This is a genomic window from Rathayibacter sp. CAU 1779 (genome assembly GCF_054551755.1).
Genome location: NZ_JBTOLK010000001.1, coordinates 617,717 through 633,185, shown reverse-complemented (window position 1 = coordinate 633,185; position 15,469 = coordinate 617,717). Strand labels below are relative to the sequence as shown.

Here is a 15,469-nt window from a genome sequence, read left to right as displayed (position 1 = left end):
GATCGAAGGGCTGGAACTCCGTCCACCCTTCGATCCGTTGCGTTGCTCCGAGCCGCTCCTAAGCCTGCTTCGCGACCGCGGGTGATGCCACGCTCTGCTCGGGGCCGGGCTTGGCATCCGTGACGGCCTTCGGCCGTCCTGGCAGCGCGAACGCGAGCAGCGTCGCGACTCCGGTGAAGCCGATCGACCACCAGAACGCCGTGTCGAACGAGGTGGCGACACCGGCCACGCCCGCCGAGGCGTGCGCGGTGAGTGCGGACTGCAGGATGACGGCGAGCACGGCCGTGCCGAACGATCCGCCGAGCTGCTGCGCGGTGCGGGTGATGATGCTGGAGTGCGGGATGTCGGCCCGCTGCAAGCCCTGGAACGACGCCACCATCAGCGGCATCACGATGGCGCCGAGCCCGAAGCCTCGCACGAACAGCACGGCCATCAGGTACCACTCGTTCGTGGTCGCCGTGCTCAACGCGAACGGGATGGTCGCCAGGCCGACGATGGCGAAGCCGATGACGCCGACCCACTTCGCACCGAGCTTGTCGGTCAGGCCGCCAGCGAGGCTGCGACTGGCGAGCGTGCCGAGTCCCTGCGGGATGAGGAAGAGGCCGGCCGCAAGAACGTCGGCGCCGCGCAACTGCTGCAGATAGAGAGGGAGCAGGAGCATGATCCCGTACGCGGCGAGGCCGGAGAGGAACAGCAGCGCGGACGCCGACCACACCGATCGATGACGGAGCAGTCTGATATCCACCAGTGCCTTCTCCTTACGCCGCAACGCCCAGGCCACGAAGGCGGCGAGCAGGACTGCGCCGATCGTGAGCGGCAGCCAGGCATCCGTGGCGCCGAATCCCTTGGACCCCGCGGAGTTGGAGAGACCGAGCAGCAGCGCCACCAGCGACGGAAGCAGCAGGATCATGCCGACGACGTCGAGCCGCGGTCGGGTCTTCGCGGGGACGTCGCGGGGGAGCATCCGCCAGGCCAGGAAGAGGCCGACAACGCAGAACGGCACGTTGACCCAGAAGATCCACTGCCAGTCCAGCCAGTTCAGGATGATGCCGCCCACCGCGGGTCCGAGGATCGGTCCCAGCATGGCGGGCAGACCGACGGTGGCCGCGATGCGGCCGAGGTTCTTGCCGCCTGCCGCCTGCATGACGAGCGTCTGCAGCAGGGGCAGCATGATGCCGCCGCCGATGCCCTGGATGACGCGGAACGCGATCAGGCTCTCGGCGTTCCACGCAAGGCTGCAGAGGATGGAGCCGACGAGGAACAGGGTGAGGGCGATCATCCAGGCGCGTTTGCCGCCGAGCCACTGCTGCACCCATGCGCTCAGCGGGACCGTCGCGGCGAGAGCGAGGACGTAGCCGGTGGTGACCCATTGGATGGTCGAGACCGACACATCGAGGTCTTTGGAGAGCGTGTGCAGGGCAACGCTCATGATCGTGGTGTCGAAGACGACCGCCAGCACGCCGACGACGAGGGCGGTGGTCGTTCGCTTGAGTTCGCGGCTGACGATCGGGTCCGAGGTCGCCGCCGGGGGTGTGGTGCTCATGGAATCTCCTCATTTAGATACGCGCATGTATCTAACAATGTCCAGGATACGAGGCTGCGATAAGATACGCAAGTGGATCTTGAGTCGAAAAGCCCAGACTCTCCTAGCGCAGCCCAGGGCCAGCGTCGGCGTAGAGGGGACGAACTTGAAGCAGCCCTTCTGGATGCCGCATGGGACGAGCTCGAGCAGAACGGCTACGCGGCGCTCACCTATGACGCCGTCGCGCAGCGCGCTCAGACCAGCAGGCCGGTGCTGTACCGGCGATGGCCGACGCGGGACGACCTCGTGCTTGCGGCGATCACCAGGCACGTCACCAGCCGCGCGCCGGTCGAGATTCGCGACACCGGAAGCCTGCGCGGAGACCTGATCGCACTGATGGAATCCGCGAGCACGCGGTTCACCGACATGGTCTCGCTCGTCAGCGTGCTCTTCGGCGGCTACTACTCGTCAACGGGAGAGACGATCGGCCAGATCAGGGCGCGGCTCGTCGATCCGCGCTCGTCGGCCGTCGACATCCTGCTGGATCGTGCCCGCGCGCGTGGCGAGCGTGTTCCACGTGATCTTCCGGCCAGGGTCAAGAGCCTTCCCTTCGACCTGCTGCGGCACGAACTCCTGATGTCGCTCAGCGCCATCGCGGAGGGCTTCGTCCTCTCCGTCGTCGACGAGGTCTTCCTGCCGTTGCTCGACGACTACGCGCGTCGCGAGGATGAGGTCACAGCGAAGAAGCACTGACCGGCAACGGGCCGTCTGGCAGGGCAGACTGTCACAGTGCCCCGATCCGCCACCCTGAATCGCCCGCTCGCTCTGCTCGCCGCGGTCGGCCTGTCGATGGAGAACCTTGACGGCACGATCATCCAGACCGCGGCCCCTGCGATGGCACACGACTTCGGCGTGCGAGCGGTCGACCTGAATATTGCCATGACGGCATATCTCCTCACGGTCGCGGTGTGCGTGCCCGTGAGCGGATGGCTCGCCGACCGCTTCGGCGAGCGTCGCATCTTCACGACCGCTCTCGCCGTCTTCACCGTCGCATCAGCACTGTGCGCCTTCGCGCCCGACCTGCCACTGCTCACAGCGGCGCGCGTGCTGCAGGGTATCGGCGGGGCCATGATGGTCCCGGTCGGACGGCTGGCAGTGCTGCGCGGTCTCGACCGCCGTGACCTCCTGGATGCCATGGCATACCTCACCTGGCCCGGCCTGCTGGCACCGGTGGTCGCGCCCGCGCTCGGCGGCATCCTGACCGACACGGTCGGATGGCCGTGGATCTTCCTGATCAACATCCCGTTCGGTGTCGGGGCGTTCATCGCTGCACTGAAGATCGTGCCGAACACGCCGAGCCCGGAGGCGCGGCGCCTGGACTGGGCTGGATTCGCGTTCACCGGGGTCGCGCTCGCCGCGCTCGTGCTCGGTATGGAGGAGGTCGGATCCTCCTCGACGAACTGGGGATGGGCCATCGCCTACTTGATCATCGCCGTCGGAGCGGGCGTGGCCGGGGTGGTCTGGATGCGGAGGGTGCGGCATCCGCTGCTGAACTTCGCGGCCCTGCGCATCGATACATTCCGCGTGGGGAATGTGGGCGGTGGAGTGTATCGCCTGATCATCAGCGCTGCACCGTTCCTCTTCACGTTGCTGTTCCAGGTGGGCTTCGGATGGACCGCAGCTCAGGCCGGCCTCCTCGTCGGCGCCGTCTTCGTGGGCAATATCGCGATCAAGCCGGTGACGACGCCGCTCATCCGTCGTTTCGGGTTCAAGAACGTGATCGTCGGCAGCAATCTGCTGGGCGCACTCGTCTACGTGGCGTGCGTCTTCATCGACCCGACGACCCCCCTCTGGCTGATCGCCGTGCTGTTGTTCCTCAGCGGTGTGTTCCGGTCCATCGGATTCAGCGGATACAACTCTCTGCAGTTCGCCGACGTGCCGAGCGAGCTGATGACCTCGGCGAACACGCTCGCCTCGACCATGCAGCAGGTGGCGGTCGGGATCGGCATCGCGGTGGCGGCCCTCATCGTGCGGGTCACGACTGCCGCGGCATCGGCCCTCGGCCCATCGGATGCCTGGCTCGGCTACCGCTGGGCGCTCGCGGTCGTCGCTGTGCTGCTGGTCTTCCCCATGGTGGAGGCCGCACTGCTGCCGCGTCATGCGGGCTCCGCCGCCCGGCGGTGATTGCCAGGCGCGCGTCCTGGGACAATAGTGCTGTGTCCGAACGAATCCTCACCGTGTCCGATGTCGCCTTCGTCCGGCAGGGGAGGGCGATCCTCTCGGATATCTCGCTGACGGTCGACCGCGGCGAGCACTGGGCACTGATCGGAGCGAACGGCGCGGGGAAGTCGACGCTGCTCAGCCTGCTCGGCGCGGTGCAGCATCCGACCAGCGGAAGTGTCGACGTGCTCGGCAAGCGACTCGGCCGGGTGGACCTGCGCGAGCTGCGCTCGATCATCGGACACGTGAACCCGCGACACCAGGTGCGCTCACCGCTCACCGTGCGCGAGGTCGTCGCCACCGGTGCCACCGGCACCCAGGAGCTCATGATGCGGTGGGAGCCGACCGCGCAGGATCGCATCAGGATCGACGAGCTCATCGAGCTCATGGGCATGACGGCGAGGCGGGACGCCCTCTGGCCGAACTTGTCACAGGGCGAGCGTGGCCGCACGTTGATCGCCAGGGCGCTGATGCCGGATCCGCACCTGCTGCTGCTCGACGAGCCGACGACGGGTCTCGACATCGCCGCCCGCGAGCACCTGCTCGACCGGGTGGACGAGCTGCGGGAGCGGCATCCGGATCTGGCCAGTGTGCTCGTCACCCACCATCTCGAGGAGTTGCCGGCGTCGACCACGCACGCCATGCTGCTGCGCGACGGCCTCGTGCTGGCGCAGGGAGAGGCGGATGCCGTGCTCACCGGATCCCTGGTCAGCGAGGCCCTTGACTACCCGCTGACGATCACGCGAGTGGAAGGCCGCTGGAGCGTGCGCACCGACAAGGCCGTCACGCGAGCGTAGCGGGACCGGGACCCGACCGCCGAGACGGCGGTCGCGCGCTCAGGGATTTCGGGTGTCAGCGAATCAGGAGGCGTCGTCGCCTCGACGCGCCGGATCCGCTCCCTCGACCGTGTGCGCGACGGGGATGACGATCACGGGACGCGCCTGGTTGTGGGCGAGTGCCACGGCGATGGATCCGGCGAGGAACTCCTCGAGGCTGGCCCGGAAGCCCGGTTTGCGGGTGCCGACGGCGATGGCGCGTGCGTCCAGTTCGTCGGCGAGCCGGGCCAGTTCGATTGCCGGATCGCCGGCGCGCGCGACGAACCGGGCAGAGGCATCCGGAATATCGGGGACATTCGCGAGCAGACCGCGGATGCGTCCGGCCAGCTCCGGATCGAACCGCTCCTCCTGGGCGTCGGATGTGTCGGGATCGAGCGGCATCGAGAGCACCGACCCGTCCGGAAGCGTGCTGATCGAATACCGCAACGGCTCGACGGTTGCGAAGACCACTGATGCGCCGAGCTGCTGCGCAAGGGACGCAGCCTCGGTGATGACGACGTCGGGGACGTCGGCGACGACGCCGACGATCACGGGCTGGGCGGATGCCGCGCCGCCACTCTGCGAACCTGCTGCCTCGCTCATGGTTCGCACTATACAGAGGCGCCGGCGGTGCGTCCCGGTATCCGTGCGGACTCTCGCATCCCGATGATCGAATCGTTCAGTGAGCAGCGGCCCTGGCGGCCGCGGCCGGCCGTCTGGCTGCGCCGGCGATCTCCGCCAGGAGCCGGCGATCCGCACGAAGCTCGTAACCGACGTCGCCGGGAATCCAGGCGAGAGCGGAGACGAGGTGCGCGACCGTCTCGCCGGCCACGGGCCAGACACAGCGATCGTCGCCGGCCGCGACGATCGCGGCACCCCATCCGCCCATCCGCGAGCGCATCTCGTCCACAGGCATGTGCAGCACGACGTCGACGCGCAACGGCGCCCGCAGCGAGCGGATGCTCGTGCGCACGTATCCCGCGGCGTCACCCCCTGGAATCTCTCGCGGCTCGAACCGCACCCGGGTTCCGAACACGTCGGCGATGCGGTCGATACGGAAGGTGCGCCATCCGTCGCGGTCGCGGTCCCAGGCGAGGAGGAACCAGCTGCGTCCCTGCGACACCAGCGCGTGCGGCTCGACACTGCGTTGCGACTCGGTACCGTCGGCCGTGCGGTAGCGGAACCGGATCCGCTCGTGGTCGCGGCACGTGAGCGCGAGCACCCCGATCAGTTCGGCGCCGACGGGCACGCCGCCCGACGGCGAGGTGTGCAGGGCGGCGGCCAGGGCATCCGTTCTGGCGCGCAGTGCGGGCGGCAGCAGCTGTTCGAACTTCGCGAGCGCGCTCAGCGTGGTGCGCTCGCCGTCGACGAGGCCTTGTGCGACCGCGGAGCGCAGCCCCACCGCCACCGTCACTGCTTCCTCTTCGCTGAGCAGCAGCGGCGGGAGGTGCGCACCGGCCTCGAGCCGGTAGCCGCCGGCCGATCCTCGCACGGAGTCGATGCGGTAGCCGAGCTCACGGAGCCGCTCGACGTCGCGGCGCAGCGTGCGCTCGGTGATCTCGAGGCGCTCCGCGAGCTCCGGACCGGGCCACTGGCGATGGGTCTGCAACAGAGAGAGCAGTTCGAGAACGCGGGAGGCGGTGGCGGCCATGTCTTCATCTTCGTCTCAATCAGGACAGAATCTGACCGGATGCCCACCTATCGTCGAGGCATCACGGCGGACCGACCGGCACCGCCGCCGATGCGAAAGGAACAGTGATGGACTTCAAGATCGAGCTCGTGTTCGTACCCGTCTCCGACGTCGACCGCGCCAAGCACTTCTACGGCGATCAGCTCGGCTGGAACGTCGACTACGACCAGACGGTCAGCGACGAGGTGCGCTTCGTGCAGATCACCCCTCCCGGATCGGCGTGCTCCATCGCCTTCGGCAAGGGCCTCATCGACATGCCGGTCGGCAGTCAGCGCAGCGTGCAGCTCGTGATCGAGGACGCGGATGCCGCTCGTCAGCTGCTGATCGACGGCGGCGTCGAGCCGAGCGAGGTGGACGAACAGCCATGGGGACGCTTCGTCACCTTCAGCGACCCCGACGGCAACCGATGGACGCTGCAGCAGATGCCCGTCTGGACGAAGTAGCACGCCTCAGCCGGCGTCGAGGTGCCCCGATCGACGTGGCCGCACCCGTGAAGCCGGCATGAGTGTCCGACGGAGCGACGCCCGGCCCGCGGTCCGGTGATAGCTTGCCCCTGTGTCCCGTATCGTGGCGGCCGCACCGGCCGTCCCCGCGTTCCGCTATTCGCAGGCGGAGATCACCACGGCGCTCGAACCGCTGCTCACCCACGACCCGGCTCGGGCTGCCTTGTTGCGCCGAATCCACGCGTCGGCGGGCGTCGAGACGCGGAACCTGGTGATGGAGCTCGATCGGTACGCGACCCTCGATTCCTTCCACGAGGCGAACGACCTGTTCATCGCCGCCGGAGCGGACCTCGCGGAACGGGCGACGCGGGATGCGCTGGATGCCGCCGGCATCCGTCCGGACGAGGTGGACTTCGTTCTCTTCACGTCGGTGACCGGTGTTGCGGCGCCGTCCATCGACGCGCAGCTTGCGAAACGGGTGGGCATGCGCCCTGACGTCAAGCGGCTGCCGTCGTTCGGACTCGGATGCGTCGCGGGCGCCTCGGGACTCGCGCGCGTCCACGACTACCTTGTCGGGCATCCGCACGACGTGGCCGTGCTCGTCTCCGTGGAGCTGTGCTCGCTCACCGTTCAGCGCGGCGACGACTCCATGGCCAACATCGTGGCCAGCGGACTGTTCGGCGACGGAGCTGCGGCGGTGGTCGTGGTGGGCGATGCCGTGGCTCACGAACGTGGGCTGATCGGGCCAGACGTGGTCGACACGCGCAGCAGCCTGTACCCGGAGACCGAGAACGTCATCGGCTGGGACATCGGCGGCAGCGGCTTCCGCATCGTGCTCAGCGCCGGTGTGCCCGACGTGATCGGACGCCACTTCGCCCGCGACGTGCACTCCCTGCTCGACGCTCACGGCCTCACGGTGGCCGACATCGGGACGTGGCTCGCGCATCCGGGAGGCCCCAAAGTGCTCGAGGCGTTCGCGCAGGCACTGGGACTGGAGGATGCCGCGCTCGCGTCGAGCTGGCGCGCGCTCGCCGCGGCGGGCAACCAGTCGTCGGCGGCCGTGCTCGGCATCCTCGCCGAGACGCTGCGCACGCAGGCACCGCGAGAGAGCGGGCTCCTCTTCGCGCTCGGACCCGGAGTAGCAGCCGAACTGGTGCTGCTGCGCTGGGCGGACGCTGCCGCGTGCGAAGAAGGCGCAGCCCTGTCTGCCGAGACTTCTGTCCCCGCCGGTTCTGTCGAGCCTGTTGCGTCTGCCGACTCCGCTGAGCTTCCCATGCCGGCCGAGTTCGCTGCTCCTGCCGCCCCGGCCGGGTCTGCCGCATGATCTGGGGCGTCGCGCTGATCGCCGTGATCGCGTGCGAGCGCATCGCCGAACTCGTGGTTTCAGCGAGCAACCTTCGCTGGTCGTCGGCCCGCGGAGGGCGCGAGTATGCCGCACGGCAGGTGCCGTGGATGATCGCCTTGCATGTCGCACTGCTGCTCGGTTGTCTTCTCGAGTGGTGGCTCGCCGGCACGTTCCTGCCATGGCTGGGCTGGCCGATGCTCGCGATCGTCGTTCTCGCGAACGTGCTGCGCTGGTGGTGCGTGGGCACGCTCGGGAGGCAGTGGTGCACTCGGGTGATCGTCGTGCCAGGTCTGAGCCCCGTGCGCAGAGGGCCCTACCGGGTGATCGCACACCCGAACTATCTCGCGGTCGCGATCGAGGGCGCTGCCCTGCCGCTCGTCTTCACCGGATGGATCACCGCGATCGCGTTCACAGTGCTGAACGCGGTGTTCCTGCTCGGATTCCGCATCCCGGCCGAGGACCGCGCTCTGGAGGAGCTCGACATCCGGGGGACGAATGGTCCCGACGCGGACGACGCGGCGCCCGCTGGCGCAGCGGCGGACCGAGCGGTGTCCGGCCCCGCGACCCCGGAGAGCGCGGGGTGAGAACCGACACGCCGCTTGCGATCGTCGGCGGCGGACCCGTCGGGCTCGTGACCGCCCTGCTCGCGGCGGATCGTGGGCTCGAGCCGGTCGTCATCGAGCCGCGGCGGACGCCGATCGACAAGGCCTGCGGCGAGGGACTGATGCCGGGCGCACTGCGGCTGCTGCGTGAGCTCGACCTCGATCCGCCAGGGGCCGATCTGCGCGGGATCGCCTATGTGCAGGGGGCGAGGCGGGCCGAGCATCCGTTCGCGCAAGAGATCGGGCGAGGGGTCGCACGCACGGCGCTGCACGGCACGATCGCGGCGCGTGTTGCGGAGCGTGGCATCCCCATCGTGCCCGGCCGGGTGGATGCCGTGAAACAGCACGACACGGGCGTGACGCTCTCCGGTCCCGGTCTGGAGACGCTCACGGCCGGATACGTCATCGGAGCCGACGGCCTGCACTCGGCCGTGCGCGGACTCGTCGGGCTCGCGGGGGAGCCGCAACGAGCATCCCATCGCCGCTACGGGCTTCGCAGGCACTACGCGCTGAAGCCGTGGAGCGACCTCGTCGAGGTGCGCTGGACTCCGCAGGTCGAACTGTACGTGACACCGCTCGGTCCGGAGGTCGTCGGGGTCGCGCTGCTCGGCCCACGCGGCGTCGACTTCGCGGACGCGCTCGCAGCGGAGCCCGAGTTGCGCGCGCTGCTCGGAGCCGATGCCAACGGAGAGTCCGACACGCAGGTCGGATCGACACGTGGCGCCGGCCCGCTGCTGCAGCGGACCATCGCACGCAACGCCGGTCGCGTTCTGCTGGTCGGAGACGCGGCCGGTTACGTCGACGCGCTCACCGGCGAGGGACTGCGGGTCGGATTCGCGCAGGCGCGTGCCGCCGTGGATGCCGTGTGCGCGGGGGAGCCGCATCGCTATGAGCGGGAGTGGACGTCGCTCACTCGCGACTTCCGCAGGCTGACGGCGCGGCTGGTTACGGCAGCACGATCGCCGCTGCGCGGTGCGATCGTGCCTGCAGCGGTCTTGCTGCCTGGCACGTACGGCGGGATCGTCGAGCGCCTGGCTCGGTGACCTGGGGTCCCTTGCCCTCTTTGGCCCTCTTGAGTCCGCCCTTCGTAACCCAGAGCCAGGGTTCGTGTCCCGCGTCCCTGTAACCGGGCCATTTGCGCACTATTGCGCCAACGGGGCTGGCGCAATAGTGCGCAAATGGCGCAATAGAGATGGAGGGCGGGCGGTTGGGCACCGCGGGTGTCGGTGGTGTGGTGCGGAGCTCGGCGGCGTCAGCCGATCAGGAGGTTGCGCAGCTGATCCACAGAGTGCACGACGGCCATCGCGCCGACGGCCTCGACCGGGGACCCGTATCCCCATTCGACGACGATCGACGGGACGTCGTTGGCCTCGGCGCCGAGCACGTCATGTCCGCGGTCGCCCACCATCACGAGCTGCGAGGTGTCAACGCCGCGCTCGTCGAGCTGCTCGCTCACCCAGCGGATGACATCCGCCTTGGTCGTGTTGTGGCCGGATTCCGGCGAACCGCCGACCACATCGAAATAGGGCAGGAGGCCGAAGTGCTCGAGGATGCGCGTCGCGCGCTTCGTCGGCTTGCTCGTGGCCAGCGCGATCGGGACGCCGGCCTCGCGCAGCGAATGCAGCAGGCCGAGCATGCCGGGGAACACGGCGTTGCCGTGCAGGTCGGTGAAGTCGGCGCGCGAACGATAGGCGGCGACGGCGGCTTCCACCTCGTCATCCGTCAGACCGAAGGACGCGAGAGTCTCGTGCAGCGGTGGGCCCACGTGCACGGTCAGGGAGTCGGGGTCGGCGACCGGGTGGCCCACCTCCTCCAGCGCGGCGGCCAGCGATTCGGTGATGCCGGGGGCGGAGTCGGTCAGGGTGCCGTCGAGATCGAACAGCACAGCGGACCAGGTACGGGTGGTCTGGGGGGACTGTTCGCTCATGATCGAAGTCGGGATAGTCATGGCCGGGCCATGCTACGACTTTTTGTCGAGCACCGCCTCCACGTGCTCGCGGGCAACGACCTGGCCATGCGATCCCGGATTGAACTGCACGGCGGCGAAGTCCGCCGTGGTGATGAGCGCCAGAGCCTCGCGCGCGGGAATGACGATCGCCTGCACGGCGGTTCCGGCATCCGTCTCTCCGACAGCGGTCTCGAGTTCGCGCATCGACGTGAAAAGGGGAAGAACCAGGCGACCGTCGGTGGACTCGATGGTGCGCACACGGGTGCCGCTCTCCTGCGTCGAGCCGGTCACGTCGACGACGAGCGCTCCCTTGACGGATGCCGCCATCAACTCCTCGAGACCTTCCAGGCTCGGCGACGCCGCAAGAGATTCCAAGGCGCGTCGAACAGCGGTGTTCTCGTAGGTCTTCGGAAAGGGCGGCCTCGGTTTCACCCGCACCACGCTACCCGCCGCCGGAGAGCGTCGCGGATGCTCTGCGCATCCGGACCTGAATCGCCTTCCCGCAGATGGAAGGCAATTGAAGAACCACAAAGGAGGCGCTTGTTGCCGACGGATATTCGTGTCGATATTTCCGAGACACAGTGTTTTCCGTAGGCTTATCGCATGGCGAAGAAAACCACTGTGATTCTTGTCGACGATATCGACGGCGACGAAATCGAGAACGGAAAGGGCGAGACCGTCTACTTCGCCCTCGATGGTGTCTCGTATGAGATTGATCTGAGCACGACGAATGCAAGCAGACTGCGTGACGCACTGCAGGAATTCGTGGATGCCGGGCGTCGCACCGCACGCGGCACGCGTTCGGTGACGGTCGGCCGGTCAGCCCGCTCGAAGGAAGACCTCGGTGCGGTTCGCGAATGGCTGCGGGCGCACGGACACACCGTCTCCGACCGCGGGCGCATTCCGGCGGCGCTTCTGGACGAGTACCGCGCCAACGCCTGAAACCGAGCGAATCGGGTTCGGCCTCAGCAGTTCCGAAGGATATGCGTACACGGCGGTCGATGAGCGCTGCGTGCGATTATCCTTCGGAACTGCTGTTGTATTGTGGCCGATGCCGCCCATTGCCGGTGTATCAGAACAAACGACTCAATGAGTCGTCGATTCCACGCATCTCGTCGTAGTCGAGAACGAGACAGCGGATCCCGCGATCCTCAGCCAGGGTGCGTGCCTGCGGCTTGATCTCCTGCGCCGCGAAGACACCCGCGACCGGCGCGAGAAGCGGATCCCGGTTCATCAGCTCGAGGTAGCGCGTGAGCTGTTCGACGCCGTCGATATCGCCCCTGCGTTTGAGCTCGACGGCGACCGAGTGGCCTTCGGAATCCCTGGCGAGGATGTCCACCGGGCCGATGGCCGTCATGTATTCACGTCGCACGAGGGTGTGTCCGTCGCCCAGAAGATGGATCTGTTCGGCGAGAAGCTTCTGCAGGTGTGCCTCGACTCCATCCTTCTGGAGTCCGGGATCGATGCCGAGCTCGTGGCTCGAGTCGTGCAGCACCTCGTGCACGCTCACGATGAGGCGGTCGGAGGTCTTGGAGTTGGTGACGGTCCAGATCTCGGTGGCACCGGCATCCGCCTGGTCGGCGTCGGGGTCCGAGACCGTGAGGGTGCAGGGAGGGCTCATCCAGTTCAGCGGCTTGTACGAACCGCCGTCGGAGTGCACGAGCAGGCTACCGTCCGCCTTGAGCACCAGCAGACGGGTCGCGAGCGGGAGGTGGGCGCTCAGGCGTCCCGCGTAGTCGACGGAGCAGCGAGCAACAACCAAACGCACCCGTCGAGGCTAACGGATGCGCGCCGACGTTCGTGCGTCTGCTCGCGCTGCACCTCGACCCAGCACCGCATCTCCGCCGACAGCGCCAGGTCTCCGTGATCGCGCCAGCATTCCTGGCGCAGAAGCCAAGAGCTGGCGTGATCGCGGAGGCAGGTGCGACTCGGAGACGGGTGCGGCGCCCGGGCGCCGGGCGTACGGTCAGGCGGCGTTGCGCTGGGGGTCGGGCTGCGGCATCCGCTCGCCCGCTGGGTGCTCGCGGTGCCGGAGTGCCGGAGCGCAGACGAACGCGGCGACGAGGAGCACCAGCACTACGTAGAGGGCGTTGAGGATGCCGAACTGCTGACCGAGGAAGCCGATGACCGGCGGGCCGGCGAGGAACGCGAGGTAGCCGATCATGGCGACCGCGGAGACTCGGGCCGTGGCGTTCTGCTCGTCGTCGGCCGCGGCGGACATGCCGAGCGGGAATCCGAGCGAGGCGCCGAGACCCCAGAGCACGACGCCTGTGATGTACGCCCCCGGCTGCGGCAGCAGGATGAACGCCAGCAGTCCGATCACGCCGAGCCCCGCCGTGAGACGGATGGACCACACACGACCGATCCGATCGACGGCGGGACCGCCGACGACGCGACCCACGGTCATCGCGGCGACGAAGACATCGAGTACGAGCGCACCGCCGGCGTTCGTGAGGCCGTGGCCGTCGACGGAGGCCAGGGCGATCCAGTCGTTGGCGGATCCTTCCGCGAACGCCATGCCCAGCATGACGACACCGATCAACACGAGGCGCCAGTCGGCCCAGACCGTGAGCTGGGACTTGATGGTCTCGCCGAACGAGCGGCGGCGCGGAGCGACGGCCATGGCCGGGTCATCGAAGGAGTCGAGGCCGCCGGCGGCTTCCTTGTCGAGCACGTCCTGGGTGTTGGGCACGTACCGCACGACGTAGACCGCTGCGGCGATCGTGATGACGGCCATCACGGAGAAGTGCCAGAAGATGGAGATCCCGAGCGCCGCGCAGGCGGCGCCGATCCCGGCCCCGACCACGGTTCCGATGCTGAAGCAGGCGTGCATCAGCGGCATGATCGTGCGGCCGATCCGCTTCTCGACGGCCGCGGCCGAGACGTTCATCATGACGTCGATCGCACCGTTGCCCAGACCGAGCAGCGCGAGTCCCACGACCACGATCGGGAAGGATACGACGACCGTTGCGCCGAAGCCGACCACGGCAAGGCCGAGCGCCGCCGTGACGGCGACGATCGCGATGCCGCGCCTGGTGCCGACGCGGGCCTGCAGCGGCGGAGCCACCACGAGACCGACGATCGCCCCGATCGAGACGCCGAGCAGGATGAGCCCCACCACGTCGGTCGGCAGCTTCAGCGAGTCGCGCACACCGGGAACGCGGGACACCCAGCTGGAGAGGAACAGCCCGCTCACGATGAAGATGACGAAGAGCGCGTTGCGCCAGCGGCGCAGCTCCGGTGCGACGCGGGCGCGGGGAGCAGTGGTGTCGGTACGTGCCATGGGATTCGATCGTGACGGCGCCGGTCGGCGGTGATGGTGAGGTTGAGGGGTTGTGCGCGGGGGAAGACGAGGGGGATCGGCTCCGCCCGCGACCCGGACGACCGTCGGAACCCGGGCGGCCGTCCGAGACGGGGTTGCGGACTGTGACCGCTACGGCGCCCCCACCGTTGCGGTTCACGGACGCGGTATCCGCAACTCACCGGAGGATGAGTCTCAGGGATCGAGGCGAGCGGTTCAGTATTCTCGAATCGATTCGACCGCGTCTTTCGCCTAAGCTAGCGAATCGGATGCCGACCGTCAAGGCGACAGGCATCCGCGGCTCGTGCGCAGCCCGGCGCGCGACCGTACGTGCCGTCCTATGGCGGCATCCATGCATCCGGCCGGTCACGCGCACCCGCGGATCGGCCGCACGAAGGGAGTCGGATGCCCGATCACGATTCCAGCCGCCCGACCCTCGCCGACGTCGCCGCGAAGGCCGGCGTCTCGGCGTCGACCGCGTCGCTGGCGTTCAGCGGATCCGGTCCGGTCGCCGAGTCCACCAGGGAGCGCGTGCTCCAGGCCGCGAAGGATCTGCACTACGCCGGACCCGATCCGCGGGCCAGGTCGCTGCGCCGCGGGCGCTCCGGGATCATCGGCGTCGTCATCGAGGAACGGGTTCGCGAGGCGTTCCGGGATCCGATCGCCATCGCCCAGTTCGACGGCCTCTCCGAGGAGATCGGCCACATCGACGCTGCGCTGCTGATCCTCGCCGCCGCCGGGCCGGGCCAGCCGCTCGCCGGCGTGAAGGCGATGCCGTCGCAGTCGACGCATCCGGTCACCGTCGAGGACGCCCCGATCGATGCCGCCGTGTTGATGGGATGTTCGCCTCGCCTCGCAGACAGCATCTCCGTTCTGCGCAACCGGGGTCTGCCGGTCGTGGCGATCGAGGGATACCCGGCCGAGGGCATCCTGGTGATCGAGCAAGACAACAAGGATGCGACCGAGCGCGGCGCAAGGCACCTGAAGCAGCTGGGCCACGAGCGGGTCGCGATCATCACGCTTCCGCTGGATCTCTTCCACCACCGCGGCCTGGTCACCGACGAGCTGCTCGCCATCAGCTCGTCTGCCACCGCGCTGCAGCGGCTCGAGGGTGCGCGCGAGGTGTTCCCGGATGCTCCTGCCTACGCCGCCGCCGGCAGTTACGTCGACGAGGGACGTCGGGCCGCGCGCGAGATCCTCTCCGTGCCGCCTGAGGACCGGCCGACGGCGATCATCGCTCAGAGCGACCTGCTCGCCGTCGGGGTGATCCGCGCAGCGGAGGAGCTGGGCATCTCGATCCCGGACGAGCTCAGCGTGATCGGCTTCGACGGCGTGCGCGTCGACGGCCTGTGGCCGTACGAGCTCACCACGCTCGAGCAGCCGGCCTACGAGAAGGGCCGCGCTGCAGGACGCGCGATCGTGCGGATGCTCGGGGGCGGCGAGGCGGAGCCCGTCGCGTTCACGAGCGTGCTCCGCGTCGGCAACACGACGGCGCCGCCACCGCGGACCGCCCACCACTGACGGCCCGCCCCTCCCCGGGGCGCGTCGCGCCCTCCCGAAGGTGCGCGTTCCCCCTCCCGAGG

General features: G+C 68.6%; 16 protein-coding genes. 9 read left to right on the top strand and 7 right to left on the bottom strand.

Features of this window, described 5'->3' with window-relative positions; all coding sequences use genetic code 11:
- Positions 1-58: 58 nt before the first annotated feature.
- The gene (locus tag ACX9R5_RS02750) at positions 59-1,543 is read right to left on the bottom strand and encodes an MDR family MFS transporter (protein WP_459407479.1); all 1,485 of its coding nucleotides are present in this window, start codon (positions 1,541-1,543) and stop codon (positions 59-61) included.
- Between the two features lie 72 nt (positions 1,544-1,615).
- Between ACX9R5_RS02750 and ACX9R5_RS02745 the strand changes: the two genes are divergently transcribed.
- From ACX9R5_RS02745 to ACX9R5_RS02735, 3 genes are read left to right on the top strand one after another with little or no spacing between them, the layout of a single operon-like run.
- Positions 1,616-2,275, top strand: coding sequence for a TetR/AcrR family transcriptional regulator (locus ACX9R5_RS02745; protein ID WP_459407478.1), 660 nt, complete (start codon positions 1,616-1,618; stop codon positions 2,273-2,275).
- A 36-nt stretch (positions 2,276-2,311) separates the two neighbouring features.
- The gene (locus tag ACX9R5_RS02740) at positions 2,312-3,706 is read left to right on the top strand and encodes an MFS transporter (RefSeq protein WP_459407477.1); all 1,395 of its coding nucleotides are present in this window, start codon (positions 2,312-2,314) and stop codon (positions 3,704-3,706) included.
- A 32-nt stretch (positions 3,707-3,738) separates the two neighbouring features.
- Complete coding sequence (locus tag ACX9R5_RS02735) at positions 3,739-4,539, top strand: ABC transporter ATP-binding protein (RefSeq protein ID WP_459407476.1); 801 nt, start codon at positions 3,739-3,741, stop codon at positions 4,537-4,539.
- A 63-nt stretch (positions 4,540-4,602) separates the two neighbouring features.
- On the opposite strand, the gene ACX9R5_RS02730 is transcribed toward ACX9R5_RS02735, so the two are convergent.
- Entirely contained in the window at positions 4,603-5,160 is a 558-nt protein-coding gene (locus ACX9R5_RS02730; RefSeq protein WP_459407475.1) for a universal stress protein, read from the bottom strand.
- Positions 5,161-5,236: 76 nt separating this feature from the next.
- Complete coding sequence (locus ACX9R5_RS02725; protein ID WP_459407474.1) at positions 5,237-6,208, bottom strand: helix-turn-helix transcriptional regulator; 972 nt, start codon at positions 6,206-6,208, stop codon at positions 5,237-5,239.
- Between the two features lie 107 nt (positions 6,209-6,315).
- On the opposite strand from ACX9R5_RS02725, the gene ACX9R5_RS02720 reads away from it, so the two are divergent.
- The 4 genes from ACX9R5_RS02720 (at position 6,316) to ACX9R5_RS02705 (ending at position 9,680) form a co-directional block, all read left to right on the top strand.
- Positions 6,316-6,690 carry a VOC family protein gene (locus ACX9R5_RS02720; protein ID WP_459407473.1) on the top strand — a complete coding sequence of 125 codons (375 nt, stop codon included), beginning with the start codon at positions 6,316-6,318 and terminating at the stop codon, positions 6,688-6,690.
- A 112-nt stretch (positions 6,691-6,802) separates the two neighbouring features.
- The gene (locus ACX9R5_RS02715; protein ID WP_459407472.1) at positions 6,803-8,014 is read left to right on the top strand and encodes a type III polyketide synthase; all 1,212 of its coding nucleotides are present in this window, start codon (positions 6,803-6,805) and stop codon (positions 8,012-8,014) included.
- Positions 8,011-8,619: an isoprenylcysteine carboxyl methyltransferase family protein gene (locus tag ACX9R5_RS02710; RefSeq protein WP_459407471.1), complete on the top strand. Its 609-nt coding sequence runs from the start codon at positions 8,011-8,013 to the stop codon at positions 8,617-8,619. Before ACX9R5_RS02715 ends, ACX9R5_RS02710 begins: the two co-directional genes overlap by 4 nt.
- Positions 8,616-9,680 carry an NAD(P)/FAD-dependent oxidoreductase gene (locus ACX9R5_RS02705; RefSeq protein WP_459407470.1) on the top strand — a complete coding sequence of 355 codons (1,065 nt, stop codon included), beginning with the start codon at positions 8,616-8,618 and terminating at the stop codon, positions 9,678-9,680. Before ACX9R5_RS02710 ends, ACX9R5_RS02705 begins: the two co-directional genes overlap by 4 nt.
- A 209-nt stretch (positions 9,681-9,889) precedes the next feature.
- Here the strand turns inward: ACX9R5_RS02705 and ACX9R5_RS02700 are convergent, their stop codons facing one another.
- Both ACX9R5_RS02700 and ACX9R5_RS02695 read right to left on the bottom strand, forming a co-directional pair.
- A complete protein-coding gene (locus ACX9R5_RS02700; protein ID WP_459407469.1) occupies positions 9,890-10,564 on the bottom strand; it encodes an HAD hydrolase-like protein in 675 nt (224 codons plus the stop codon).
- A gap of 33 nt (positions 10,565-10,597) precedes the next feature.
- Positions 10,598-11,017, bottom strand: a complete 420-nt coding sequence (locus tag ACX9R5_RS02695; RefSeq protein WP_459407468.1) for an SseB family protein — start codon at positions 11,015-11,017, stop codon at positions 10,598-10,600.
- Positions 11,018-11,188: 171 nt separating this feature from the next.
- On the opposite strand from ACX9R5_RS02695, the gene ACX9R5_RS02690 reads away from it, so the two are divergent.
- The gene (locus ACX9R5_RS02690) at positions 11,189-11,527 is read left to right on the top strand and encodes a histone-like nucleoid-structuring protein Lsr2 (protein WP_459407467.1); all 339 of its coding nucleotides are present in this window, start codon (positions 11,189-11,191) and stop codon (positions 11,525-11,527) included.
- A 130-nt stretch (positions 11,528-11,657) separates the two neighbouring features.
- Here ACX9R5_RS02690 and nucS read toward each other — a convergent pair whose 3' ends face one another.
- Both nucS and ACX9R5_RS02680 read right to left on the bottom strand, forming a co-directional pair.
- Positions 11,658-12,353 (bottom strand): endonuclease NucS, encoded by a 696-nt coding sequence (nucS, locus tag ACX9R5_RS02685; RefSeq protein WP_459407466.1) that lies wholly within the window; start codon positions 12,351-12,353, stop codon positions 11,658-11,660.
- Positions 12,354-12,551: 198 nt separating this feature from the next.
- Entirely contained in the window at positions 12,552-13,868 is a 1,317-nt protein-coding gene (locus ACX9R5_RS02680) for an MFS transporter (protein ID WP_459407465.1), read from the bottom strand.
- Positions 13,869-14,291: 423 nt separating this feature from the next.
- Between ACX9R5_RS02680 and ACX9R5_RS02675 the strand changes: the two genes are divergently transcribed.
- Entirely contained in the window at positions 14,292-15,407 is a 1,116-nt protein-coding gene (locus tag ACX9R5_RS02675) for a LacI family DNA-binding transcriptional regulator (RefSeq protein WP_459407464.1), read from the top strand.
- The last annotated feature ends 62 nt before the right edge of the window (positions 15,408-15,469 follow it).